This window comes from Stenotrophomonas sp. STEN014 (genome assembly GCF_056760315.1).
This window is the reverse complement of sequence record NZ_JBRREN010000001.1, coordinates 383,351-405,654: the sequence shown is the minus strand read 5'-3', so window position 1 is coordinate 405,654 and position 22,304 is coordinate 383,351. Positions and strand designations below refer to the sequence as shown.

14 protein-coding genes, 2 pseudogenes and 1 riboswitch are annotated in these 22,304 nt (G+C 68.2%); of the genes and pseudogenes, 6 read left to right on the top strand and 10 right to left on the bottom strand.

From position 1 onward, the window contains the following. Nucleotides 1-24 precede the first annotated feature (24 nt). Nucleotides 25-402, bottom strand: a complete 378-nt coding sequence (locus ACVOMC_RS01590; protein WP_481522580.1) for a PepSY domain-containing protein — start codon at nt 400-402, stop codon at nt 25-27. A 185-nt stretch (nt 403-587) separates the two neighbouring features. Beyond that, entirely contained in the window at nt 588-1,598 is a 1,011-nt protein-coding gene (gene dusA, locus ACVOMC_RS01585; protein ID WP_481522579.1) for a tRNA dihydrouridine(20/20a) synthase DusA, read from the bottom strand. Between the two features lie 311 nt (nt 1,599-1,909). Between dusA and ACVOMC_RS01580 the strand changes: the two genes are divergently transcribed. After that, nucleotides 1,910-3,751 carry a cyclic nucleotide-binding and patatin-like phospholipase domain-containing protein gene (locus ACVOMC_RS01580; protein ID WP_481522578.1) on the top strand — a complete coding sequence of 614 codons (1,842 nt, stop codon included), beginning with the start codon at nt 1,910-1,912 and terminating at the stop codon, nt 3,749-3,751. Between the two features lie 6 nt (nt 3,752-3,757). Here the strand turns inward: ACVOMC_RS01580 and ACVOMC_RS01575 are convergent, their stop codons facing one another. The 4 genes from ACVOMC_RS01575 to ACVOMC_RS01560 are packed head-to-tail and all read right to left on the bottom strand — an operon-like array spanning nt 3,758 to nt 9,456. After that, nucleotides 3,758-4,105 (bottom strand): DUF3307 domain-containing protein, encoded by a 348-nt coding sequence (locus ACVOMC_RS01575; protein ID WP_481522577.1) that lies wholly within the window; start codon nt 4,103-4,105, stop codon nt 3,758-3,760. A gap of 37 nt (nt 4,106-4,142) precedes the next feature. Continuing rightward, the gene (locus tag ACVOMC_RS01570) at nt 4,143-6,356 is read right to left on the bottom strand and encodes a CHASE2 domain-containing protein (protein WP_481522576.1); all 2,214 of its coding nucleotides are present in this window, start codon (nt 6,354-6,356) and stop codon (nt 4,143-4,145) included. A gap of 10 nt (nt 6,357-6,366) precedes the next feature. Further along, nucleotides 6,367-8,094, bottom strand: coding sequence for a FecR family protein (locus tag ACVOMC_RS01565; RefSeq protein WP_481522575.1), 1,728 nt, complete (start codon nt 8,092-8,094; stop codon nt 6,367-6,369). 9 nt (nt 8,095-8,103) lie between these two features. Next, a complete protein-coding gene (locus tag ACVOMC_RS01560) occupies nt 8,104-9,456 on the bottom strand; it encodes a surface lipoprotein assembly modifier (protein ID WP_481522574.1) in 1,353 nt (450 codons plus the stop codon). Nucleotides 9,457-9,714: 258 nt separating this feature from the next. Between ACVOMC_RS01560 and ACVOMC_RS01555 the strand changes: the two genes are divergently transcribed. Continuing rightward, nucleotides 9,715-10,047 (top strand): SMR family transporter, encoded by a 333-nt coding sequence (locus ACVOMC_RS01555; RefSeq protein ID WP_481522573.1) that lies wholly within the window; start codon nt 9,715-9,717, stop codon nt 10,045-10,047. Between the two features lie 51 nt (nt 10,048-10,098). After that, nucleotides 10,099-10,335: riboswitch (cobalamin riboswitch) on the top strand. A gap of 205 nt (nt 10,336-10,540) precedes the next feature. Beyond that, nucleotides 10,541-12,829, top strand: coding sequence for a 5-methyltetrahydropteroyltriglutamate--homocysteine S-methyltransferase (gene metE / locus ACVOMC_RS01550; protein ID WP_481522572.1), 2,289 nt, complete (start codon nt 10,541-10,543; stop codon nt 12,827-12,829). A gap of 413 nt (nt 12,830-13,242) precedes the next feature. Here metE and ACVOMC_RS01545 read toward each other — a convergent pair whose 3' ends face one another. After that, entirely contained in the window at nt 13,243-19,128 is a 5,886-nt protein-coding gene (locus ACVOMC_RS01545; protein ID WP_481522571.1) for a putative Ig domain-containing protein, read from the bottom strand. 317 nt (nt 19,129-19,445) lie between these two features. Here ACVOMC_RS01545 and ACVOMC_RS01540 point away from each other — a divergent pair. Together ACVOMC_RS01540 and ACVOMC_RS01535 are read left to right on the top strand one after the other, a co-directional pair. Further along, nucleotides 19,446-19,538, top strand: a pseudogene (locus ACVOMC_RS01540) (microcystin-dependent protein); the annotation flags it as partial. Between the two features lie 78 nt (nt 19,539-19,616). Further along, nucleotides 19,617-19,934, top strand: a complete 318-nt coding sequence (locus ACVOMC_RS01535; protein WP_481522570.1) for a phage tail protein — start codon at nt 19,617-19,619, stop codon at nt 19,932-19,934. A gap of 46 nt (nt 19,935-19,980) precedes the next feature. Here ACVOMC_RS01535 and ACVOMC_RS01530 read toward each other — a convergent pair. After that, nucleotides 19,981-20,232, bottom strand: a pseudogene (locus tag ACVOMC_RS01530) (MgtC/SapB family protein); the annotation flags it as partial. A gap of 210 nt (nt 20,233-20,442) precedes the next feature. Here ACVOMC_RS01530 and pncA point away from each other — a divergent pair. After that, nucleotides 20,443-21,063: a bifunctional nicotinamidase/pyrazinamidase gene (gene pncA / locus ACVOMC_RS01525; RefSeq protein WP_481522569.1), complete on the top strand. Its 621-nt coding sequence runs from the start codon at nt 20,443-20,445 to the stop codon at nt 21,061-21,063. 66 nt (nt 21,064-21,129) lie between these two features. Here the strand turns inward: pncA and purU are convergent, their stop codons facing one another. Together purU and ACVOMC_RS01515 are read right to left on the bottom strand one after the other, a co-directional pair. Next, nucleotides 21,130-21,981 (bottom strand): formyltetrahydrofolate deformylase, encoded by an 852-nt coding sequence (gene purU / locus ACVOMC_RS01520; RefSeq protein ID WP_481522568.1) that lies wholly within the window; start codon nt 21,979-21,981, stop codon nt 21,130-21,132. A 72-nt stretch (nt 21,982-22,053) separates the two neighbouring features. Beyond that, nucleotides 22,054-22,257, bottom strand: a complete 204-nt coding sequence (locus ACVOMC_RS01515) for a DUF2798 domain-containing protein (protein WP_481522567.1) — start codon at nt 22,255-22,257, stop codon at nt 22,054-22,056. Nucleotides 22,258-22,304: the final 47 nt, after the last annotated feature.

Below are 22,304 nucleotides of genomic sequence, written 5' to 3'. Positions count from 1 at the left end.
CGGAACGCGGGCGATTATCGCTGTTCAGGAGTTATCGCCGCGTGGTGGCGGATCGGCCCGGCGCGAACCGCGCGGGACCGGCGGCGAGGGATCGTCCATATAACGCACCCGGCCGCGGTCATCCATGTATTTGACGCGATTGATATCGCGGCCATCGTAGGGCACGCGCTCGGCACCGAGAATGCGGCCCCCGGTTTCGCGCTGCACACGACGCACCGCGTCGGACAGCGAGCGGCCATTGGCCTGCATCCGGGGTGCGTTGCGGGCTACTCCGGCCTCGTTGCTGACGCCGCGCGCCTCCGGGCGCTGTTCCTGTGCCGCAGCCGGCGCCACGACCGCACCGGCGGCAGCCAGGGCTGCGGCAACGACGAGGGGGAAAACATGGCGGCTGGCCGGAAGCATGCAGTGATCCTATCGGACTGCGACGGAACGTTCAAAAATCGTGAATCGCGGGTCCAGAAAAACTTCTAGGAAGCTCACGAAATCGAGGCAAATAATTGATTTTTAGGGGTGAATCCGATCTGAACTCCTCCCCGCCTCCACCGGCCACGTTCAGCTAGATGGCCAAACCAACACCACTTCCAAGGTCATGCGGCGCGGGCGGCCTGCTCGCGGGTCACCTGCAGCGCTTGTTCGATCAGCGCCCAGTCCGCGCCCGGACGGTGTGCGCCTTCGCTCAGCACCTGGCGGAAACCGCGGCCACCGGGCTGGCCGTGGAACAGCCCGAGCAGGTGGCGGGTGATGTGCTTGAGCGCCAGTCCTCGCCCGAGCTGGGCCTCGATATACGGACGGAAGGCGGTGAGCAGCTCTTCCCGCGGACGCAAGGCCATGCCGGTCTGCGCCGCCTCCAGCGCATGCAGCACATAGGGGTCGTGATAGGCCGCGCGCCCCAGCATCACCCCATCGACCTGTGCCAGCTGCGCCTGCGCGGCCTCGACCGTGGCAATGCCGCCATTGAGTACCACCGGCAACGCCGGACGCTCCTGCTTGAGCCGGTACGCCCACTCGTAGCGCAGCGGCGGAATCTCGCGGTTCTCCTTCGGCGACAGGCCCTTGAGCCAGGCGTTGCGCGCGTGCACCACGACCATCGCCGCGCCGGCGGCGACCTGCCGGTCGACGAAGGCGGCGAACACCGCATAGTCGTTGTCCTCGTCCACGCCCAGCCGGCACTTCACCGTGATGGGAATCTCCACCGCAGCAGCCATCGCCGCCACGCAATCGGCCACCAGCTCCGGTTCGCGCATCAGGCAGGCGCCAAACCGCCCGGCCTGCACCCGGTCCGACGGACAGCCGCAGTTGAGGTTGACCTCGTCATAGCCCCAGTCAGCGGCAATGCGCGCGGCCTGCGCCAGCAGCGCCGGTTCGCTGCCTCCCAGCTGCAGCGCCAGCGGCTGTTCGCTGCCATCGAAGCCCAGCAGACGCTCGCGATCCCCATGGATCACCGCATTGGCATGCACCATCTCGGTATACAGCCGTGCACCCGGCGCCAGCAGCCGGTGGAAAGCACGGCAATGGCGATCGGTCCAGTCCATCATCGGGGCGACGGACAGGCGCAGCGAGGCGGCGTAACGGGTAGTGGAAATGGGCGACAGGGGCATGGGCGGATACGCGATTTCGTGGCCCACCGGTCGTGGAGGCGACCGGCGGCGAAGAACAAGGGGGCACAAAGAGTAAACGACACGCCTGAACCCCGTTGGCACAGGCGCGCCAGCGCCGCTTCGAACCGGTATCGCGCAATCGCAACAACGACAATCCACGACACGCCGCGGACCGCGATGGAAACGGCGAAAATCCGCGTGCATAGGGCCGATGGTGACGACACCGCCGCGCAGGTATCGTTGCGGTCCGGTCATTCCATATTTCCCTCCCGCGCTGCGAGACTGCCCAGTCAACCTGCCCCACCTTCCCTATGAGTACACCCGTGGACATCGCCACTTCCGCGTCACCTCCCGACTTGTTGAGCGGTCTTTCCGAGGCGCAGCGCGATAGCGTTCTTTCACAGATGCGACGGGTGGAGCTGCACAAGGGCGAGCACCTGGTGCGCCAGGGCGACAGCGCCGACCACGTCTATTACGTGCTGCGTGGGCGCTTCGAGGTCTTGCTCGATGGCCGGCATCTGGTGGCCGAGATCGGTGCCGGCGAGCCGGTCGGGGAGATCGCGTTCTTCGGCGGCCTGAGCCGCACTGCCGATGTGGTGGCCAGCCGTGATTCGGAAGTACTGGAACTGAGCCGCGAGAATTTTGACCGCCTGGCGGCGGCCCAACCGGACTTCATCCAGTCGATCCTGCGCACGCTGGGGCGACGGCTGGCAGCCACCACCGCCGCCGCATCGGCGCTGGCACCGCGCATCGCCGATGCTGTCGGCCTGTGTGCGGCCGGCCAGTCGGCAGTGCCCGAATCACTGGTGGCCGATCTGGTGCAGGCGCTGCGCGACAGCGGCAGCCGCGTCTGCGTGCTGCGCGCCCGTGACCTGCCTGGCGATGTGGCCGCGGACGATGAGCGCCTGATGTCGCAGTGGCTGGGGGGGCAGGAACAGCGCGGCAGCACACTGCTGCTGGTCAGTGGTGACGGCAACCCGGCATGGGATCGCGCCGCGCTGCGTCACTGCGACCACCTGCTGCTGTGTGGCCGGCTGGATGAGGCCAACGCCGGCCCGGTGGCGCTGGGCGAGCTGGAGCGTTACGCCGCCCCCCTGTTCCGCCCACGCCAGACCAGTCTGCTGTTGTGGCGGGAGCAGTCCCGCACGGCCATCGCCCATACCCGGCACTGGCTGCAGGGGCGTGCGCTGCACCTGCATCACCACGTCGCGTTGGACCGGCCAGGTGACTTCGGCCGTGTTGCCCGCCTGCTGACCGGACGGGCGCTGGGGGCCGTGCTCGGCGGCGGCGGCGCGCTGGGGGCCGGGCACATCGGTACCCTGCGCGCCCTGGGCGAAGCCGGCATTGAGCTGGACATCATCGGCGGCACCTCGATCGGCTCGGTGGTTGCCCACGCCTACGCGGCCGGCGACGACGCCCATTCGATGCTGGCCGACTACGAGCATTTCTTCATCAAGCGCAAGGCGCTGGGGCGCTTCACCCTGCCCTGGTACAGCCTGCTCGATCACCGCCATCTGGATGCCTGCATGCAGGACCAGCTGGGTGATTCACGCCTGGAGGACCTGCCACTGAACTTCTTCGCGGTCGGCGCCAACCTCTCCACCAATGAACTGGAGGTGGTGCGGCACGGGCTGTCCCGGCACGCGCTGCGCATTTCCACAGCGATCCCGGTGGCGTTGCCGCCATGGATCAACGCGCAGGGCCAGGTGCTGGTCGATGGCGGGGTCATGAACAACGTGCCGATCTCGGTGATGCGCGCGATCAAGAGCGGTCCGAACATGGTCTCGATGCTCTCTCCGGGCAAGGAATGGCAGGTCAAGAGCGCCTATGAGCGCGTGCCCTCGCGGCTGGCGCTGGCCTGGCAGCTGCTGCGCGGACAGCGCAGGGACGATGACTTCCCGCGTCTGGGCGAAGTGGCGGCACGTTCGATGCAGATCACCTCCGGGCGCATGCTGCGCGGCACCGGGCTGGGCAGCGATCTGCTGCTCAAGCCGCCGGCCGTGCCGGGCATGGGCTTGCTGAACTTCAAACTCGGCCGCGCGCAGGAGCAGGCCGGTTACGAGTACACGCGCCGCTTCCTGGACAAGGCTGGTGGCCTGGAAGGCATCCAGGCCTGGCAGCGCGGTGAAGTCATGCCCGAATTCGAGGACTGACCGCCCTCAGGGCAGCGGCCCGAACACCAGCAGCCCGCCCAGCCACAACGCCTTGCACAGCACGTGCAGCAGCTGGTCCAGGTTGTAGCTGATACGGCGGCCACACTTGAGGTCGTCGATCAGCCAATGGCTGGCCGTCTCCAGCACGCCCAGCAGCAGACTGCCGGTGATCAGCGCGACCGCGCCGCCATGGATCACCGCATGTGCGCCCAGCGCCTGGTACCACGGCACACCCTGCATCGGCGAAAAGCGGCTCTTGGCTCTGGCCAGGAATTCGCCCTGCAACGGGTAATCGGCCACCGCATGGCCGAGGATCAACAGCAGGAACGTCTGGAGGATGTCGTAGGGGGCCATCTGCGCACACGGCTCGGGCTAGGTCTGGAGTCTGGCACTACTTGGCGGTGGCAGTGAAGATGCCATCCCACTGCGCCGGCGGTTGAGCCCGCAACTGCTCGAGCCGGTCCGCATACCGGTCATGCAATGCAGCCAGCGAGGCGGCGACGGGGAATTCGCGCAGCACCTGCAACGCCAAAGCGGTCGCATCGAACTCGGCCGCACGGTACCGCGCCAGCATCTGCGCATGCGCCTGCGCGTACTGCTGGAATGCCGGGTCGGCAACCAGGTCGGCATTTCCCAGCAGCGCATGCAACACCACCGGCTCACTGCGCCCCACCACCCGCACCCGGTCGACTTCGATGAAGGCCAGATCGGTGGCCTGCATTTTCACCGCCCCGGTGACCAGCACCGTGACACCGTAGAACTTGGTCAACCCCTCCACGCGCGAGGCCAGATTGACTGTGTCACCGATGGCCGAATAGGAAAAGCGTTGTTGCGAACCGAGATTGCCGACGCAGGCCTCGCCGGTATTCAGCCCGATCCCGATGCGGATCGCCCCGCCACTTTCACGGTTGAGCGCATCCACCGCCGCCACCATGCCCAGTGCCGCCAGGCACGCCTTGCGCGGATGCGCGGCGATATCCACCGGTGCGTTCCAGAACGCCATGATCGCATCGCCGATGTACTTGTCGATGGTGGCCTCATGGGCCAGCAGCACATCGGTCATCGGCGTGAGATAGCGGTTGAGCAGCGAGGTGAGTGCGTCCGGCGACAGGTTTTCCGACAGCGCGGTGAAGCCACGGATATCGGAGAACAGCACGGTGATCGGGCGGCTCTCGCCACCCAGTTTCAACGCCTGGGCGTCGTGCGAGAGCCGCTCCACCAGCGCCGGCGACAGGTATCGCCCGAACGCCGAGCGCACGAAGCGCTTTTCCCGGTTGCCGATGAACAGCAGCGTCGGCAGCAGGGTCAGGAACACCGCCAACAGACACAACACGGCCGGCAGCGGATCCAGCAGCCAGGCGTGCCGGCGGTACGCCCACCATGCGCCGCCGAGCACCGCGACCAGCAATCCCAGCAACACCGCCGAAGACAGCAGCGGACGACTGCCGTTGAGTACCAGCAACAACAGCAGCGCGCCCACTACCGCCACCAGCACCTCGGCACCGCGTGCCCAGTCCGGGCGCTGCAGGAACTGCTGGTTCAAGGCCTGGTCGATCAGCTCGGCATGCACGTTGACACCCGGCGCGGCCGACGCCAGCGGAGTGGCGACGATATCGCGCAGACCGATCGCCGAGGTTCCCACCAGCACGATGCGCCCCTCCACCTTGGCCGCCAACCTCGCCGCGTCGGACTGCAGCAGCTGCCATGCAGGAATCACGCTCATGTGCGGCATGCCCGAGTAATGCAGGCGCAGATGCCCATGCCCGGAGGCCGGCAACTCCAGCGCGCCAACCTTCACCGACATCAGCGCCAGCGACCCGCCGCCGCGTTCGCCACTGGCATCGGTGGAACGCAGTACCAGGCCCGACGCACCCTGCGCCACACGCAGCGCCTCCACGCCGAGACCGGGATACAGCTGGCCCGCGGCCGCGGTCACCAGCGGCATCGAACGGATGATGTTGTCGTGGGCCGGCGGAAACGAAAAACTGCCAAGGCCGCTGGCGGCCGCGGTCAGCACCGGCAGATTGGACAGGCCGCCCCGGACGGCCGGCAGGTACTGGCGCGGATCGGTCCCGGCAAAGGACAGCCCGGCCAGCGGCGATGGCAGCTCACGGCCGACTTCATCGGCCGGCGCCACCCCCATCACCACCGGATGGCGGACGATGGCCGCGGCGAACAGCGCATCGTTATCCAGCGCCAGCTGCGGCGGCAGGCGGATATCCAGCCCCTGCGCGCGCCACCGCTGCAGCTGTGGCCCCAGCGAGGTGCGATCGGGTTCGGTGAAAACCATGTCAAAAGCGATGGCGGCCGCCCCCAGCTGGCCGGCGGTGTCGACCAGCTGCCCGATCTGGTCGCGCGGCCACGGCCATTGGCCGACCCGCTGCAGCGAGGCCTCATCGATATCCACCACGACCACGCCCGGATCGGCCGAAGCCGTGCGCGGCGCGCTGCGCTGGAAGGCATCGAACAGCAGGTCCGACAGTCGCGCCAGGCCATCGCGCAGCACCACGTCCGCCACCAGCGTCAGCAGCAGTACCAGCACACCCGCGAAGAGCAGCCGGGCCTTGCCCGGGCGCAGTGGCCGCGTGTTTGCCGCTCTGATCATCGACCGCCGCTCACTTGGCAGCGCCGGCATCACGGGTACCGCCGAAAATACCGCTGGCCGACCATTCGCCCTCCTCGACCTGGAAGGTGCCGAACATCGCCGCAGCCTTGTCCTCGCCATCGCTGGCGAAACCGGCGCTGTAGCCGCCACTGAGCGAACTGTTCTGGTCGTCCATCAGGCTTCCCGCAAAGGCGCCATCGGGCGTGCCCGGCAATGCCATGGTGTTGATATCCAGATTGCGGTCGCCAAAGGTGCGTCCATCGAAGTTGCTGATCTGGAGGCTGCCGGTGCCGGTGGCGAAATCCACGGTCGCGCTGAAGTCGCCCCGGACGGTACGGGTATCGGAGACGCCATCGCTCACCGCTCCGAGCGCATGGCCGCTGTAGCTGGCGACGATATCGGTGGGCAGCTGCGCAGCGGGAGTGACGTTGCCCACGATCCAGTAGCCGTGCTCGGCGCTGTACTCGGTGCCGTTGGTGGGCACGAGCGCCTCCCAGTGGCCCCAGCTGAGGTAGTCGCAGTCACACAGCAACGCCGGGTCGGCCGCCACCTGCAGGGTGCCGTAGCTGTTGCTGGCGCCGTACTCGGTGTTGGACACGTACTGGCCATCGACGACCTCGTAGGCCGCACCCTCCCACTGCATCGGCGCGATGCGCGCGGAGAACGTTCCGGCGGTCACATCGAAAACCAGCTGTGCGCTGCCGCCGAGGGCCGCACGGCCACCACTGAAGCTCGACGCGAAGCCGCTGTACGTGCCTGTCAGCGTTTGCAACGGGGGCTCCGGCTCCGGCTCCGGCTCCGGCTCCGGCTCTGGCTCTGGCTCTGGCTCTGGCTCGGGCTCTGGCTCTGGCTCGGGCTCTGGCTCTGGCTCCGGCTCCGGCTCCGGCTCCGGCTCCGGCTCGGGCTCCGGCTCGGGCTCGGGCTCCGGCTCCGGCACGGCTGCGATATCGCCATAAGTGGCGGCCAACGTCAGCTCGTCGCTGTCCGGGGTGCTGCCGCCACCGGCCTGCTCTGGCGTACGGCTGCGGTCGGCCGGATCCATCGCCATCGGCGCGCCGCTGAATCCGGCCAGGCCACTGGGATTGCCGTCCAGCCCTCCGGCATCGCCCATCGGCGGATTGGGCGAGTCGGGGACGGCTCCCGGCGACAGCGCGGGCAGATCCCCCGGGTAAGTCGCCCGGCCATCCGTGCCGACCACCATCGACGTCCCGGCCTGGCTCAGATTGCCGGAGTGCCCGTCATTGCCGGTCCAATCGATGCCATCCCCATAGACCAGATCGACGCGCAGCCGATCGCCGATGAGCATATCCACCACCGCCCCGCGGATGCCGGCCGTGCCCACCGGGGTGGTGATGGAGGCACCGCCCTTGGCTTTGGAGGCCGCTCCTCCGACAAACCGCAGGATGCCGCGGCTGGCACTGGCCGCCAATCGGGCGCTGCCCTTGGCCGGGTCGTAGACGAAGCGGTCGATGACCAGCGACGAGCGCGGGCCGACGGTGAAGCTGCTGCCATCGGCCAGCAGGATCTGCACCGCGCCCTTGTCGTCGGTCTCGAAGCGCTGGTCGCGCAGCACGTGGTCGCCCAGCCGCACCTGGCGCATGGCGGCGGTTCCGCTCTGGCTGCGCGCCGCCGGCGACACCGCAGCGGTCACGCCCACCTGCGGCTGCTGGGCGAACGCCGGGGGCAACAGTACGGCCGCCTTGAGCAGGACGATCACCGGAAGATATTTGGCCGCCATGTCGTGTCCTCAGAAGCTCTGTGTCAGCGAAAACCCGACGAAGCGGTTGCTGTAATCGCGGATCTGGTAGTTCGAATGCACCGTGCGCCAGCCGGCGAAGAACTGCAGCTCGGTGCTGTCGCGCAGCGGAACGGTCTGCACCAGCTGCAGCATCAGTTCGTTGCCCTTCTGCACATGGCGCCGGTCCACCACCGGCATCGGCGCGTCATTGCGGCGGCGGCCCAGCTGCCCCAGCAGCGCCAGCGTCCAGGACTGCTGGCCAGCAGCAGCTGGCGCGGCAAAACGGTGACTCAGGCCGGCAGTGAGCCGCGGTTCCCAGTAGGCGTTGTAACCGGCGCGTGCCTCACGGCGCTCGACACCGGGGCCGATCACCCATTGCCAGTCGGCAGCGTGCTGGCGGGTGTAACTCACGCTGGCGCGATAGCGCTGGCCGGAGAACTCCGCCGCGCTGGCCTGGGCCGGTGGCGGGGTGTAGTGCTCATCGCGGTAGTCGAGGTTCACCGCCAGCGCCGCCTCGCGTCCAACCGGCTGCCGGTAGGCCAGCGCCAGTCCTTCCGACTGCATGTAACGCGCGCCCTGCAGCCACATCTGTCCGGTGACCGCGCTGAGCGACAGGCGCGCATCGCGCAGTCCCAGCCGGCTGAGCGAGAAATCCGGCCCCACCCGCAGCTCCAGCACCTGGCTGTCGAGCCGGTCCAGTTCGCGATAGCGATTGCCCGAGCCGCCCAGCGACACATCCAGGCGGTCGCCGTGGCGCGACAGCAGATGCCGGTAGCGCAGATTCGCCCCCACCTGGCCGCTCAGGTCGCTGGCCGCACGCGACTCGGGCGACAGCAGGAAATCCAGGCCGTTGAGGGAAATCGAGTTCACATCCGGCGCCGCGTTGGCATTGCTTTCCCAGCGGCTGCCGAGCATCACGCGCCCGGAGAACCCGCTGCGTTGCCGCTTGCCGGCATCGATCACCGCCAGATAGCCCTCGACCTTGATCCGCACCGGCTCGGGCGTATCGGTCCGCGCCAGCACCGCGTCAAACAGCGTGCGGGCCTGGGGATAGGCGCCCAGCCGGAAGTACAGCGCGGCCAGTTCCAGCTGCAGCCGCGGCGTGGCCGGATGCTGCACCAGCAGACGTTCATAGGTGCCGATGGCCGCTTCGTAGTCGCCCACGCGGGTGGACAGCACCGCATAGGCAAAACCGGTATCGACATCGGCCGGGTTGGCGAGGATCTTCTGGAACAGCGCGCGGCGCTGCTCCTCCAGCTGCGGCACCTCGGCGGCCGGCACCGAGGGCGGCAGGTTGTAGGAACGGTGCTGCGCCCAGCTGGTGCCGGTTGAAACACAGCACAGCGCTGCCGCCAGCAACACCGTCCGCGCTCGCCCCCTGCGTGCTGCGGCTACCGGTGCTGCCTGGCGGCGGCACTGTCCCCCCATGCGTGTCCTGCTCACATCCACCTCCCCACCGCGCGCTCCAACCACTGTCGGCCGACAGCGCAGGGCGCAGCGTGCGCGGAGTGTAGGGAACCGGCGTAAGAGCCCGGCCGGCGCGCTGCTCATCCAGCCGGGAATGGCTCGCCGTAGAATCCCGTACACGCCCTTCCGTGCGTGCCCCGCGATCTACGTCCCATGAATGCCTACGCCCTGCTTGCCTGTGCCATCGTCCTGGAAGTGGCCGCCACCTCCCTGCTCAAGGCCTCCGATGGCATGACCCGGCTGTGGCCGACGCTCGGCGCGCTGGCAGGCTACGGGGTGTGCTTCTGGCTGCTGTCGCTGGTGATGAAGTCCATCCCCACCGGCATCGCCTACGCGGTCTGGTCCGGCGTGGGCATCGTGCTGATCTCGCTGATCGGCCTGTTCGTGTTCAAACAGAAGCTCGACGCCGCGGCCATCCTCGGCATCGGCCTGATCTGCGCCGGGGTGCTGGTGATCAACCTGTTCTCGCGCGCCAGCGCCCACTGAGCCGATTGCCTGCTGCTGAAACCAGTGCTTGACCGCCACCGCCGCGGGGCCTACCTTGTGTCCGCCACAGGTATCCATCTCTTAATTCGCATGAAGGGATGGAATTAAACGGGAATCCGGTGACGCAGGCCGCAAGGCCTGCCATTCCGGAGCTGCCCCGCAGCGGTGAATGGAAACGACCGCCGTCAACAGCACTGGGTTCATCCCCGGGAAGCGACGGCCAGTAGGAGGATGCCAGGCGCATCCGTGTCCATCAGCCCGAATACCGGCCTGGGCCGGGAGACCTGCCGTCTCCCGATTCGACCTGGAGTCTCCGCGGGGAGGCAGCCGGTACCGTCAGCCTGCAGCCGCGGGAGCGGTGCGCTGCATCCACGCCAGATGTCCGGTTCGCCCGCGGGGGCGAAGGTCGCTGGCGGGGTGGAGGCAGCCGCAAGGCATGCGCCCACCGCGCGGTTCCTTCGTTCCTCAATGCCCATGCAATGAGGAAAGAATCATGACTACCGTTACCAACCTGGGGTTTCCCCGTATCGGCGCGCGCCGCGAACTCAAGCGCGCCCTGGAGAGCTACTGGCGCGGCGAGAGCTGCGTGGCCGAGCTGCAGGCCACAGCCGCCAGTCTGCGCATGCGTCACTGGCAGCTGCAACGCGAGGCCGGCGTGGACGTACCGCCGAGCAACGATTTCAGCCTGTATGACCAGGTGCTCGATACCGCCGTGCTGTTCGATGCGATCCCCGAGCGCTACCGGCCGCTGGCCGAGCACTGCCCGCTGGACGCCTACTTCGCCATGGCCCGCGGCCTGCAGCGCGGGGGCGTGGACCTGCACGCGCTGGAAATGACCAAGTGGTTCGACACCAACTACCACTACCTGGTGCCGGAGCTGCAGCGCGGCCAGCGTTTTTCGCTGCGCGGCGACAAGCCGCTGGCCGAATACCGCGAGGCCAGGGCACTGGGGATCCAGACCCGCACGGTGCTGCTCGGCCCGGTCAGCTTCCTGCTGCTGTCCAAAACCACCGACAACAGCAATCCGCTGGAGCTGCTCGATGCGCTGCTGCCGGCCTACGCGCAGTTGCTGGCCGCCCTCAGGGAGGAGGGCGCCAGCTGGGTGCAGCTGGACGAGCCGGTGCTGGTGCAGGACCTGGACCCGGCCGCGCGTGATGCCATTCGCCACGCCTATGCCGTCCTTGCCGGCCAGCCGCGCCCGGAGATCCTGCTGGCCACCTACTTCGGTGCGCTGGACGACAACCTGGAGCTGGCCACATCGCTGCCGGTCGAAGGCCTGCATGTAGACCTGGTGCGCGCCCCCGAGCAGCTCGACGCGGTGCTGCGCGCATGGCCGGCCGGGCGCGTGCTGTCGCTAGGTCTGGTCAACGGCCGCAACGTCTGGCGCAGCGCGCTGGACAACGCCCTGATCCTGGCCCGCTACGCGCTCGGCCACCGCGGCCCGGACCGGCTGTGGCTGGCGCCGTCCTGCTCGCTGCTGCATTGCCCGGTGGACCTGGCGCTGGAGAAGAAGCTCGAGCCGGAGCTGCGCAGCTGGCTGGCATTCGCGCGGCAGAAGCTCGAAGAACTGCGGCTGATCGCCGACACCCTGACCGGCAGCCGCGATACCTCGCCGCAACTGGCGCAGGCCCGCGCCGCGCTGGAATCGCGCCGCCAGTCGCCGCGCGTGCACAACCCGGCGGTCAAAGCACGGCTGGCGGCCTTGGATGCCGACGCGGGTGTGCGCGCCAGCGCCCATGCGCAGCGCCGCCAGCGGCAGGCCGAGGCGCTGCGCTTGCCGCTGTTCCCGACCACCACGATCGGCTCGTTCCCGCAGACACAGGAAGTGCGCGATGCCCGCGCCCGGCATCGCGCCGGCAAGCTGTCCAGCGCCGACTACGACAGCTTCCTCGCCGCGCAGACCGAGCACTGCGTGCGCCTGCAAGAGCAGATCGGGCTGGACGTACTGGTGCATGGCGAGTTCGAGCGCAACGACATGGTCGAGTACTTCGGCGAACAGCTGCAGGGCTTCGCCTTCACCGGCAACGGCTGGGTGCAGAGCTACGGCTCGCGCTGCGTGAAACCGCCACTGATCTATGGCGATGTCAGCCGGCCGGCACCGATGACGGTACGCTGGTCGCAGTACGCCCAATCGCTGACCGAGCGGCCGCTCAAGGGCATGCTGACCGGACCGGTGACCGTGCTGCAGTGGTCGTTCGTGCGTGACGACCAGTCACGCGCCCAGACCTGCATGCAGATCGCGCTGGCGCTGCGCGATGAGGTGCTGGATCTGGAAGCGGCCGGGATCCGCGCCATCCAGATCGACGAACCGGCCCTGCGCGAAGGCCTGCCGCTGCGACGGGCGCAATGGCAGGCGTATCTGGACTGGGCGGTGGCCGCGTTCGGCATCAGCGCCGGCGGCGTCGCTGACGCCACCCAGATCCATACCCACATGTGCTACGCGCAGTTCAACGACATCATCGACGCGGTGGCGGCCCTGGATGCGGACGTGATCTCGATCGAGACCTCGCGCTCGCGGATGGAACTGCTCGATACCTTTGCCCGCTTCGACTATCCCAACCAGGTCGGCCCCGGCGTGTACGACATCCATTCCCCGCGCGTGCCCAACCACGCCGAGATGATCGAGCTGCTGCGCAAAGCCAGCGAGGTGCTGCCGGCGGAAAAACTGTGGGTAAACCCGGACTGCGGCCTGAAGACCCGCACGTGGCCGGAGACCCGCGCTGCACTGGAGGCGATGGTGGAAGCGGCACAGGTGCTGCGCGCTGAATTCTCCGCAGTCTGATGGACGCCATGTAGGCCTGGCGCCGGGTCAGGACGCGACATCTTGCACGGCGCCCCTTCGGCCCGCGGCTGTCGGCAGACGGGCGAAGCCATGGGCAATTCATCGCGCGGTGCGTCGCAGATGATGGCCGACGCGCAGTGAAACGCAGCGGGCCGAAACGCGAAGTGCGGGCGGGTTACCCGGCCCGGGGTGCCGGGGCCCGGAAATCCGGCGGGTGATGCATCCACCGCGATGCACCCGGGTCGACCTGCCAATCCCGGGCGGGCGCCGCTCCAGCCTTTGCCGTGCCAATGCACGGGCCGGTGCCGCCCGGCCATCAATGCGCCGGCAAGGCCGTCCCCTGCGGATTGCGGCAACGACGATGCCGGCAAGGCGACAAGGCGGGCGGCACTTGGATGCCGCCCGCGCTGGCGTCAGAACGCCTTCTCGACGTTCATCGACACCCCATGGTCCTTGCCATCGCTGCCATACATCCCGCGGTACTCCAGGCGGGTGCTCCAGCCATGATCGGTGCGGAACACGCTCCCCAGGTTGATCACCAGGCGATTGCGGTCGAACCCGTTGAAATCCGCCCGGTAAACCGGTCCGAAGCCGTCTGCGTACTGCAGCAGGGCGAAGCTGTCGGCGCTGAAGTCGTGCTGATACTCCACCCGCAGCTGCGGCTGCAGCAGGCCCCACGTGGTCGGCCTGCGGAACTCCATCCTCAGGCCGAGCGTGCCGCTGTTGCTGTCGAAGTCCATGCGGTCGTAGCGCAGCGCGTAGACCGCATCGCCCTGCTCGGCATAGGCATCCAGTGCGGTACGCGCCAGGTCCAGTCGTCCATACGGGGAGAACAGCAGGGCATCGCCACCGAATTCGCCACTGAAGGTCAGCGACCCGAACCACTGGCTGCCATCGCGCTGGCCATGCAGGCTGGTACCGCTGACGGCTGCACGCGCCATCCGGTAATCCAACTGCTGGAAGCCGACCATGCCATCCAGGTAGTACACCTGCCCCGGGTGGTAGCTGGCGTAAAGGAACGCCACCTTGGTCTTGGCATCCAGCCGCGCCCCGTCATTGCCGACGTCGGTACGGTCGCGGCCGTAGCCGGCGCCGGCACCCGCCGCGAGCGACGGCCAGAACCGGTAGTCCACGCCTGCGCTGAGGCCATCGGTTTCGAAATCCAACGCATCGCGTCCGGCACGCGCATCCACATTGCCCGAACGCACGCTGCCACCGACCCAGGTTCCCAGCGCCAGCCCACCCTTGCCTCCGCGTTCGCGGGCGTTCGCGGTTCCCTGCATCGTAGTACCCGATGGATCGTATGTGCCGGAAGGTCCGCCAACCGGCATCGCCGCACAGCCGCGCTCGTCAGGATTCTGCAGGTCGGGGACGCAGGCCCTGTTGAAGGACATGCTCAACTGGTTGGCAAAGCCACGCCCGTCCGTTTGCCGGTGCAGGCTTTCCATGCGACGCAGGACGTTCATCGTCTGCGCCTCCGCGAACCGGCGGCTGGTGGCCTGCTGGGCTTCGATCAGTCCACGGACCTGGGGATCCTGGCTGGGATCGGGGCGCGCATTGATGTTGACCGTGTAGGCACGGGTACCACTGAAGCCCAGCGCGTCGGTCACCTGCACGGTGAACGCGTAGGCGCCGGCCACGTTCGGCGTGCCGCTGAGGACACCGTTGGCAGCCAGGCTCACGCCCGTGGGCAGCGCGCCCGTGCCGATCGCATAGGTGTAGGGCGCGGTGCCGCCGGCACCGGCCATGGCCTGCTGGTACGGCACGAACAACAGGCCATTGGGCAGCGTCGCCGGATCGACGACGATCGTCGGTGCCGACAGCGCGAGCGTGTAGGCATGGGTGACGGTACCGGCGCTGCCGGTGGTGCTGTCGGTGGCGGTGATGCTGAAGCCGAAACTGCCGGCGACCGTCGGCGTACCGCTCAGCGTGCCGGTGCTGGCGTTGAGCGCCAGGCCCGCCGGCAACGCACCGGCGCTCACCGCATAGGTGTACGGGGCGATACCGTTGCTCGCGGCGAAGGTCTGGCTGTAGCCGCTGCCCGCGGTGCCACCCGGCAGTGCGCCGGCCGCCGGGGTCAGGGCCAGGTTGGGCGCGGCGACGGTCAACATATAGGCATTGCCGACCGTGGCCGCGGTGCCACCGGTGCTGTCGGTGACGGTCACGCCCAGGTTGAACGTACCCGCCTGTGTCGGCGTGCCGGCGAAGGTGCCGGTCGCGGCATTGAAGGTGATGCCGGCCGGCAGCGTGCCGGTCAACGTCGGGGTGTACGGCGCGATACCGCCGCTGATGGTCAACGCCTGCGAGTAGACCGTGCCAGCGACGGCGCCCGGCAGCGTCGCCGGGGTCAGGGTCAGGGTCGGCACCGCTACCACAACCGCGTACGCCTGGGAGCCACTCTGGCCGAACGCGTCGGTTGCGGTGACGGTGAAATTGAACGTACCCGCCACCGTGGGCGTGCCCGACAGTGCGCCGGCCGCGGACAGTGCCGTACCCGTGGGCAGGCTGCCGGCGGTGACGGTGAAGGCGTAGGGGGCGACACCACCGGTCGCGCTCAGCGCCTGGCTGTATGCCAAGCCGGCAGTGGTATCGGGCAGCGTCGCCGGGGCGAGCGTGACGGTCGGCGCCGACACATTGAAGATGTAGCTCTGCTGCACGGTGAACGGCGCACCGGTCCCCGTCGTGCCGGCATCGGTCGCGGTGATCTGCACGGTGTAACTACCCGGCTGCGCCGGCGTGCCCGACACCGTGCCGGCGTTGAGCGTCAGCCCCGGCGGCAGGGTGCCGGTCACCGCGTAGGTGTACGGACCGGCACCACCGCTTGCGCTGAAGGCCTGGCTGTAGGCGGTGCCGTAGCTCAGGTTGAAGGTGGTCGAGGCTGGTGCCAGCGCCAGGGTCGGCGCGGCGACCGCCAGCGTGAACGCCTGGCCCACCGTGTTCGGACCGTTGCCGGTACTGCTGTCGGTGGCCAAGACATTCAGATTGAAGCTGCCCACCTGGGTCGGCATACCCGACACCGTCACCGTATTGGCGGTGGTACCGGTCACCGACAGGCCGGCTGGCAGGTTGCTGACCTGGAAGGCGGACCACGGCGGCGCACCGCCGCTGAAGGTGAAAGTCTGGGTGTACGACACACCCACCGTGGCGGCAAAACCACCGCCCGGGGTGATCGTGATCACCGGATCCTGCACGGTCACGCTCACCGTGGCCGGTGCCGAGGTGCCGCCGCTGTTGGCCGCGGCGTAGGTGAAACTGTCGGGACCGGCGTAGCCGGCGGTTGGCTGATAGGTGATCGTGGTACCGCTGACCAGTGCCGTGCCGTGGGCCGGCGGGGTCGCGATCGCGAGCGAGGTCGGCGCGCCGCCCGACAGGCTCAGCGGCACGCTGGTGGCCGCCGCGTCGTAGGCGACGGTCAGCGACACCGGGTTGGCGACCGGCGGGGCGTCGATCACGGTGAGCGCATACGCCTGCGTCGCCGTGTACGGGCCGGTGCCGGTGCTGCTGTCGGTGGCGGTGACGCTGATGTTGAACGTGCCATGCGCCGTCGGCGTGCCGGTGATGGCGCCGGTCGAGGCATTGAGCGTCAACCCGCCCGGCAGCGCGCCGGCGGTGACCGCGTAGCTGTAAGGCGCGGTGCCCCCCGAGGCGGCGGTGATGGTGGCCGAGTACGGCGTACCCAGCGTGCCGTCCGCCAGCGTGGTCGCCGGCAGCGAGATCGTCGGCGACGCGATGGTCACGGTGTAGGCCTGCGAGCCGGAGAACGGGCCCGGGAACGGGCTACTGTCAGTCGCGGTGATGGTGGCATTGAACGTGCCACCGGCGGTCGGCGTGCCGCTGAGCACACCCGCCGGGGACAGGGTCAGGCCGGCCGGCAGCGCGCCGGCGGTGACGGCGTAGCTGTACGGCGCGGCGCCGCCGCTGGCGCCCAGCGCCTGGCTGTAGGCTGCCGCCACCGTGCCGTTGGGCACTGTCGCCGGACTCACCGTCACCGGCACTTCGTCGTTGCTGATGGTGCCGACGCCCTGGTTGCCGCTGATCGTCGCGTTGGTCGCGCCGCTCAGGTTGACGAAGAAGGTCTCGTTCGCCTCGGGCACGGTCTCACCGATCACCGGCACGGTGATGGTGCGGGTGGTCTGGCCCGGGGTGAAGGTCAGGCTACCGCTGGTGCTGGTGTAGTCGGCCGGCTGCGTGGCCGTGCCGTCTGCGGTGGCGTAATTGACGGTGACGGTCCGGCTGCTGGCGGCGCTGAGGGTCACGGTGAACACCGCGCTGGTCGTACCGCTGTTGCCCTCGGCGACGGTGACGTCATCGATCGACATGCTCGGCATCGGGTCGTCGTTCTGGATCGTGCCGACGCCCTGGCCATCGAACACAACCGCGTTGGTCACGCTGGTGATGTTGACGAAGAAGGTTTCGGTGTTTTCGTCCAGCAGGTCGCCGTTGACCAGCACGGTGAAGGTGTAGGTGCTGCTGCCGGCCGGGATGGTCTGGCCGGTGAGCGACTGGGCGATGTAGTCGGTACCCGCGGTGGCGCTGCCGTTGACGGTAGCGATGTTGAAGCTGACACCGCCCGGGCCGGCGGGCTGGTCCAGGCTGACCGTGAAGGTGAAGTTGGTGGTGCCGGCGTTGCCTTCGTTGAGCAGGATGTCGTTGATCGTCAGGGTCGGCAGATCGTCGTTGCGGATGGTGCCGGTGGCGCTGTTGGGCACGCCGACCGTGTAACCGGTGCCGGCGGCCAGGGTCAGGATGACGGTCTCGTCGGTCTCGATGGTCACGTCCGCGGTCGGGTTGACCGTGACCGTGCCGGTGGTGCTGCCCGCCGGGATGACCAGCGGCGAGGCGATGGTCGCGTAGTCGGTGCCGTTGGTGGCGGTGCCACCGACGGTGTAGTTGATCGACAGCGCCGAGAACGCCGCCTGGTCCAGGGTGAAGGTGTAGACCAGGTTGGGTGCGCCATCCTCGGCGACCGACGCAGGGGACACCGTGACGGTCACGCTCGGCACGTCGTCGTTGAGGAGGGTGCCAGTGGCGCTGGCCGGGACGCCGACGGTATAGCCGGCGCCTGCGGCAACGGTCAGGGTGACCGTTTCATCCGGTTCGACGGTGTCGTCGACGGTCGGGTCGATGGTGATGGTGGCGGTGGTCGCGCCGGCCGGGATGGTCACGGTGGCGACGCTGCCGGTGTAGTCGGTGCCTGCGGTGGCGGTACCGGTGGTGGTGATGTTGACCACCGTCGGCGAGGTCAGGTTGAGGCTGCGGGTAACCGTGTAGGTGAGGTTGGTCGCGCCATCCTCGCTGACCGACGCCGGCGATACAGCGATGCTCACGCTGGGCGACGGGCTGACAGTGAGGGTGTAGGTCTCAAGCTCGAAATAGCTGCCCGGGCCGGTGCTCGAATCGGTGACGCGGAGCGTGACCGGGTAGTTGCCGGGGGCCGCGGTGGCGGTGCCGCTGACTACGCCGGCGCTGGAAAGGGTGATGCCGGCCGGGAGACTGCCGGTTTCGAGCTGGTAGGTATAGGGGGCGACGCCACCATTGGTGGTCAGGGTCTGGGTGAACGCCACACCCTGGATGGCGGTGCCGCTGCCGGTGCCAAGGCTCAGGCTCGGATTCTGGACGGTGCCGGTGTAGCCCTTGTCGACGTACTGGGCGGTGGGCGTGGTCGAATCCGTCGAGCGCACGCTGAAACTGTAGGCGCCGCGCTGGGTCGGCATCCCGCTCAGGACACCGGCGCTGCTCAGGCTCACGCCAACCGGCAGGGTGCCGCTCTGCAGGCTGTAGGTGTAGGGTGCGAGACCGCCGGAGGAGGTCAGCGTCTGCGAGAACGGGGTGCCGGCGGTCACCGTCGGCAGCGCGCTGGGGGAGACGACGATCGACGAGGTGGCCGGGGTGATGGTGATGCTCACCTGGACGTCTCCGATACCATCGAGCGAGCCATCGGCGAACTCGAAAACATCGGTCGAACCGGCACCCGAGCCATTGTTGCTGTAGTCCAGGAACCACTGGCCACCGGTCTGCCGGAGCACAGCGGTGCCGTAGTCCTCGAAATCGGGGGTGCCGAAACTGCCGCCATCGATGGCGCCGATACCGCCGAAGCCGCTGGAGACTTCGCAGTCGGAAACGTTGATCGTGACCGATCCGCCGCTGACAACCGTCGCCGTCTGGGCCGGGCATTCACCGGAGGTGTGCTGGGCGCTGGCCAGCGCGGGCCACAGCAATGCCAGGCTGCACAACAGCAAGGGGAAGCCGAACGGGAACGGGCGATCGCCGCGGCGACGCATCAGAAGCTTCGAAAGCATGTGTATTTAAGTTTCCCCGGAAGTCCATTACCCAACGACGAACGGTCGTGCCGACCATTCGATGCGCACGTCGTGCTTTCCACCCGAACACGGCCCTGTCCCCGACCGCCCGGCTGGCCCGGCATGCAAGCCGGGTAGCCCAATATGAGAACAGCATCGCACAACCAGAGCAAGACCCCATGATAGTGGGCAGCCCATACGCCCCATCGGGACTTGTGGGGCGACCGGCGGCGCTTAAGAGTGCAGCGGCGCGGCACATGACGTGCGGCGCCCACCACCTGAGGGGAAGGATCACGATGAGCGAATTCTTCATCGGCGCCGGCGGCAAGCAACCGCATTCGAACATTCAGCCCTACACGACCATCAACTTCTGCATCGCGCAGAGCGGCATCTTCCCGTCTCGCGAATGACGTCGAGTTCCAAGGACAACGCAATCGCGTACCGCCTGGTCGCGCACACGTCCAACCCACTTCCGGAGCAAGACCCCAATGAGTACTCCGTACATCGGCGAGATCCGCATGCTCGGCTTCGGCACTCGCGCTGCCCCCAACAGCTGGCAGTCCTGCGACGGCAGCCTGCTGCCAATCTCCCTGTACGACGCACTGTACACACTGATCGGCACCACCTATGGCGGTGACGGCCAGAGCACGTTTGCCGTTCCCGACATGCGCGGGCACAGGGTGATGCCCCTGACCGGCAGGCCCGCGTCGCTGGCGGCCGTGCCAGTGGCGTGCCCAGGGCAAACCGCAGGCGCAGCCGGCCACTGTGCGCGCAACGGTGCAGGTAGCGCAGCTCCAGCGGCTTGAGCAATGCCAGGATCGCCCACAGCAGCCCGGTCGCCAGCGTCGCGGCGGCATACAGTCCGGCACCGGCGGCCAGTCCCACCGACGCCACCGCCCACAGACCGGCCGCCGTGGTCAGGCCGCGGATCATCTGCTCGCGCTGCAGGAACAGGATGGTGCCGGCACCGAGAAAGCCCACACCGCTGATCACCTGCGCGGCGATACGGGAGGGATCGAGCACCACATTCGGCCGCCCCAGCACATCGGCGAAACCGAAAGCCGACACGGTGATGGCCAGCGCCGAACCGACACAGACCAGCATGTGCGTGCGCAACCCCGCCGCCCATTCCAGACGCCCGCAGTTGATCATGCCCTCCGCAGCAGCGCAGCCAGCAACAGACGCAGGCCGATTTCCCACCACTGGATCATGCTGCACTCCCGTTGTGGAACGCGCGGCACAGCCGCCCGCTGGCCGGACCGGCAATGCGCACCACCGCTAGACTGTGCGCCAGCCCATGTCAGGAAACAGTCGATGTACGCAAAAGACGTTGCGCTGCTGGTGGTGGATCTGCAGCCGGACTTCATGCCCGGTGGCGCGCTGCCCTGCCAGCAGGGCGATGCGATCGTCCCGGCGATCGCCCAGCTGCTGGCCTCGCGGTGCTATGCCACCGTCGTCGCCACCCAGGACTGGCATCCGGCCGATCACCTTTCCTTCGCCAGCCAGCACGGCGGACGCAAACCGTTCGAGCAGATCCTGCTGCATGGCCAGCCGCAGACGCTGTGGCCGGACCACTGCGTGCAAGGCTCCGCCGGCGCGGCGCTGGACCCGCGGGTGGACTGGCGTCATGCCGACCTGATCCTGCGCAAAGGCACGCAGCGCGAGGTGGATTCCTATAGCGCGTTCCGCGAGAACATCGGCCCGCACGGCGACCGGCCGGCGACTGGCCTGGCCGGCTGGTTGCACGAACGCGGCATCGCCGAGGTGCATGTGTGCGGACTGGCGCGCGACTACTGCGTGCTGTGGAGCGCGCAGGACGCGGCGATCAGCGGCTTCCGTGTGCGCTTGCGATGGGAGTTGAGCCGGCCGGTGTCGAGCGAAAACGATGTCGCCACCCGTATCGCGCTGGAAGCGGCCGGGATCGACCTGCTCTGAAGCGGCGACCGGCAGCGGTCCGCTCCGGCAACGCTCCCCCCCGATCACGACATCGGGCCGCATATCTCAGCGGAACACGACGGTGCGATGGCCGTTGAGCAGGATGCGGTGTTCGACATGGCGCCGCACCGCGCGGGCCAGCACCTGCGATTCGGTATCGCTGCCCAGCTGCACCAGATCGCGCGGCGTCATTGCATGATCCACCCGCGCCACGTCCTGCTCGATGATCGGGCCTTCATCCAGATCGGAAGTCACATAGTGCGCGGTGGCACCGATGATCTTGACCCCGCGCGCATGCGCCTGGTGATACGGCTGCGCGCCCTTGAAGCTGGGCAGGAAACTGTGGTGGATGTTGATCGCGCGCCCGGCCAGCGCCTGGCACAGCCGCGGTGACAGGATCTGCATGTAACGCGCCAGCACCACCAGGTCGATCCGCTCGCGTTCGACCAGGTCCAGCAGCTGCTGCTCCTGCTCATCTCGGTTGTGTGCGTCCACCGGCAGATGATGGAACGGCACCCCGTAGGAACCGCACAGTGCGGCAAAATCGGTGTGGTTGGAGGCCACCGCGGCGATGTCCACCTTCAGCTGGCGGCTGTGGGTACGGAACAGCAGATCGTTCAGGCAATGGCCCTGCTTGCTGACCAGCACCAGCAGGCGCGCCCGGCGGCGTGCATCGTGCAGCTCCCACTGCATTGCGAATGCTTCGCCCAGCGCCTGCAGGCGCGCGCGCACGGCCGGCGCATCCGCCACCGACCTCATGTCGAAATGCACGCGCAGGAAGAAGCGGCCGCTTTCCTCGTCACCGAACTGCTGGGCATCGAGGATGTTGCAGCCGGCCTCGAACAGCAGACCGGAGACGCGGTAGACGATGCCGGTACGGTCCGGGCAGGACAGGGTGAGAATGTAATCAGGGCGCATAGCCGCTGGAGTCTAAGTCAGCGGCGTGCGGCCGCACGCAATGCTGACAACTGCAACCAAGCGCCCCCGCGCTCAGCCGGGACCGCGCACGCTCCAGCGCACCAGCCGGGCGACCAGCGGACGCACCAGCAGCACGCAGCCGAACGCCACCGGCATCGCCAGCGCGTAGGCGTGCAGGATGCGTACCGGCAGCCCGCGATCCAGCCCGGTGTTGCTGGAGGTGATCACCGTGCACATCAGCAAGGCCATGATCGCGGCCATGTAGAACGCGAACATCCAGGGCATCGCCCGGGGCGGCAGCCGCCAGTCACGCCGGGCCGGTG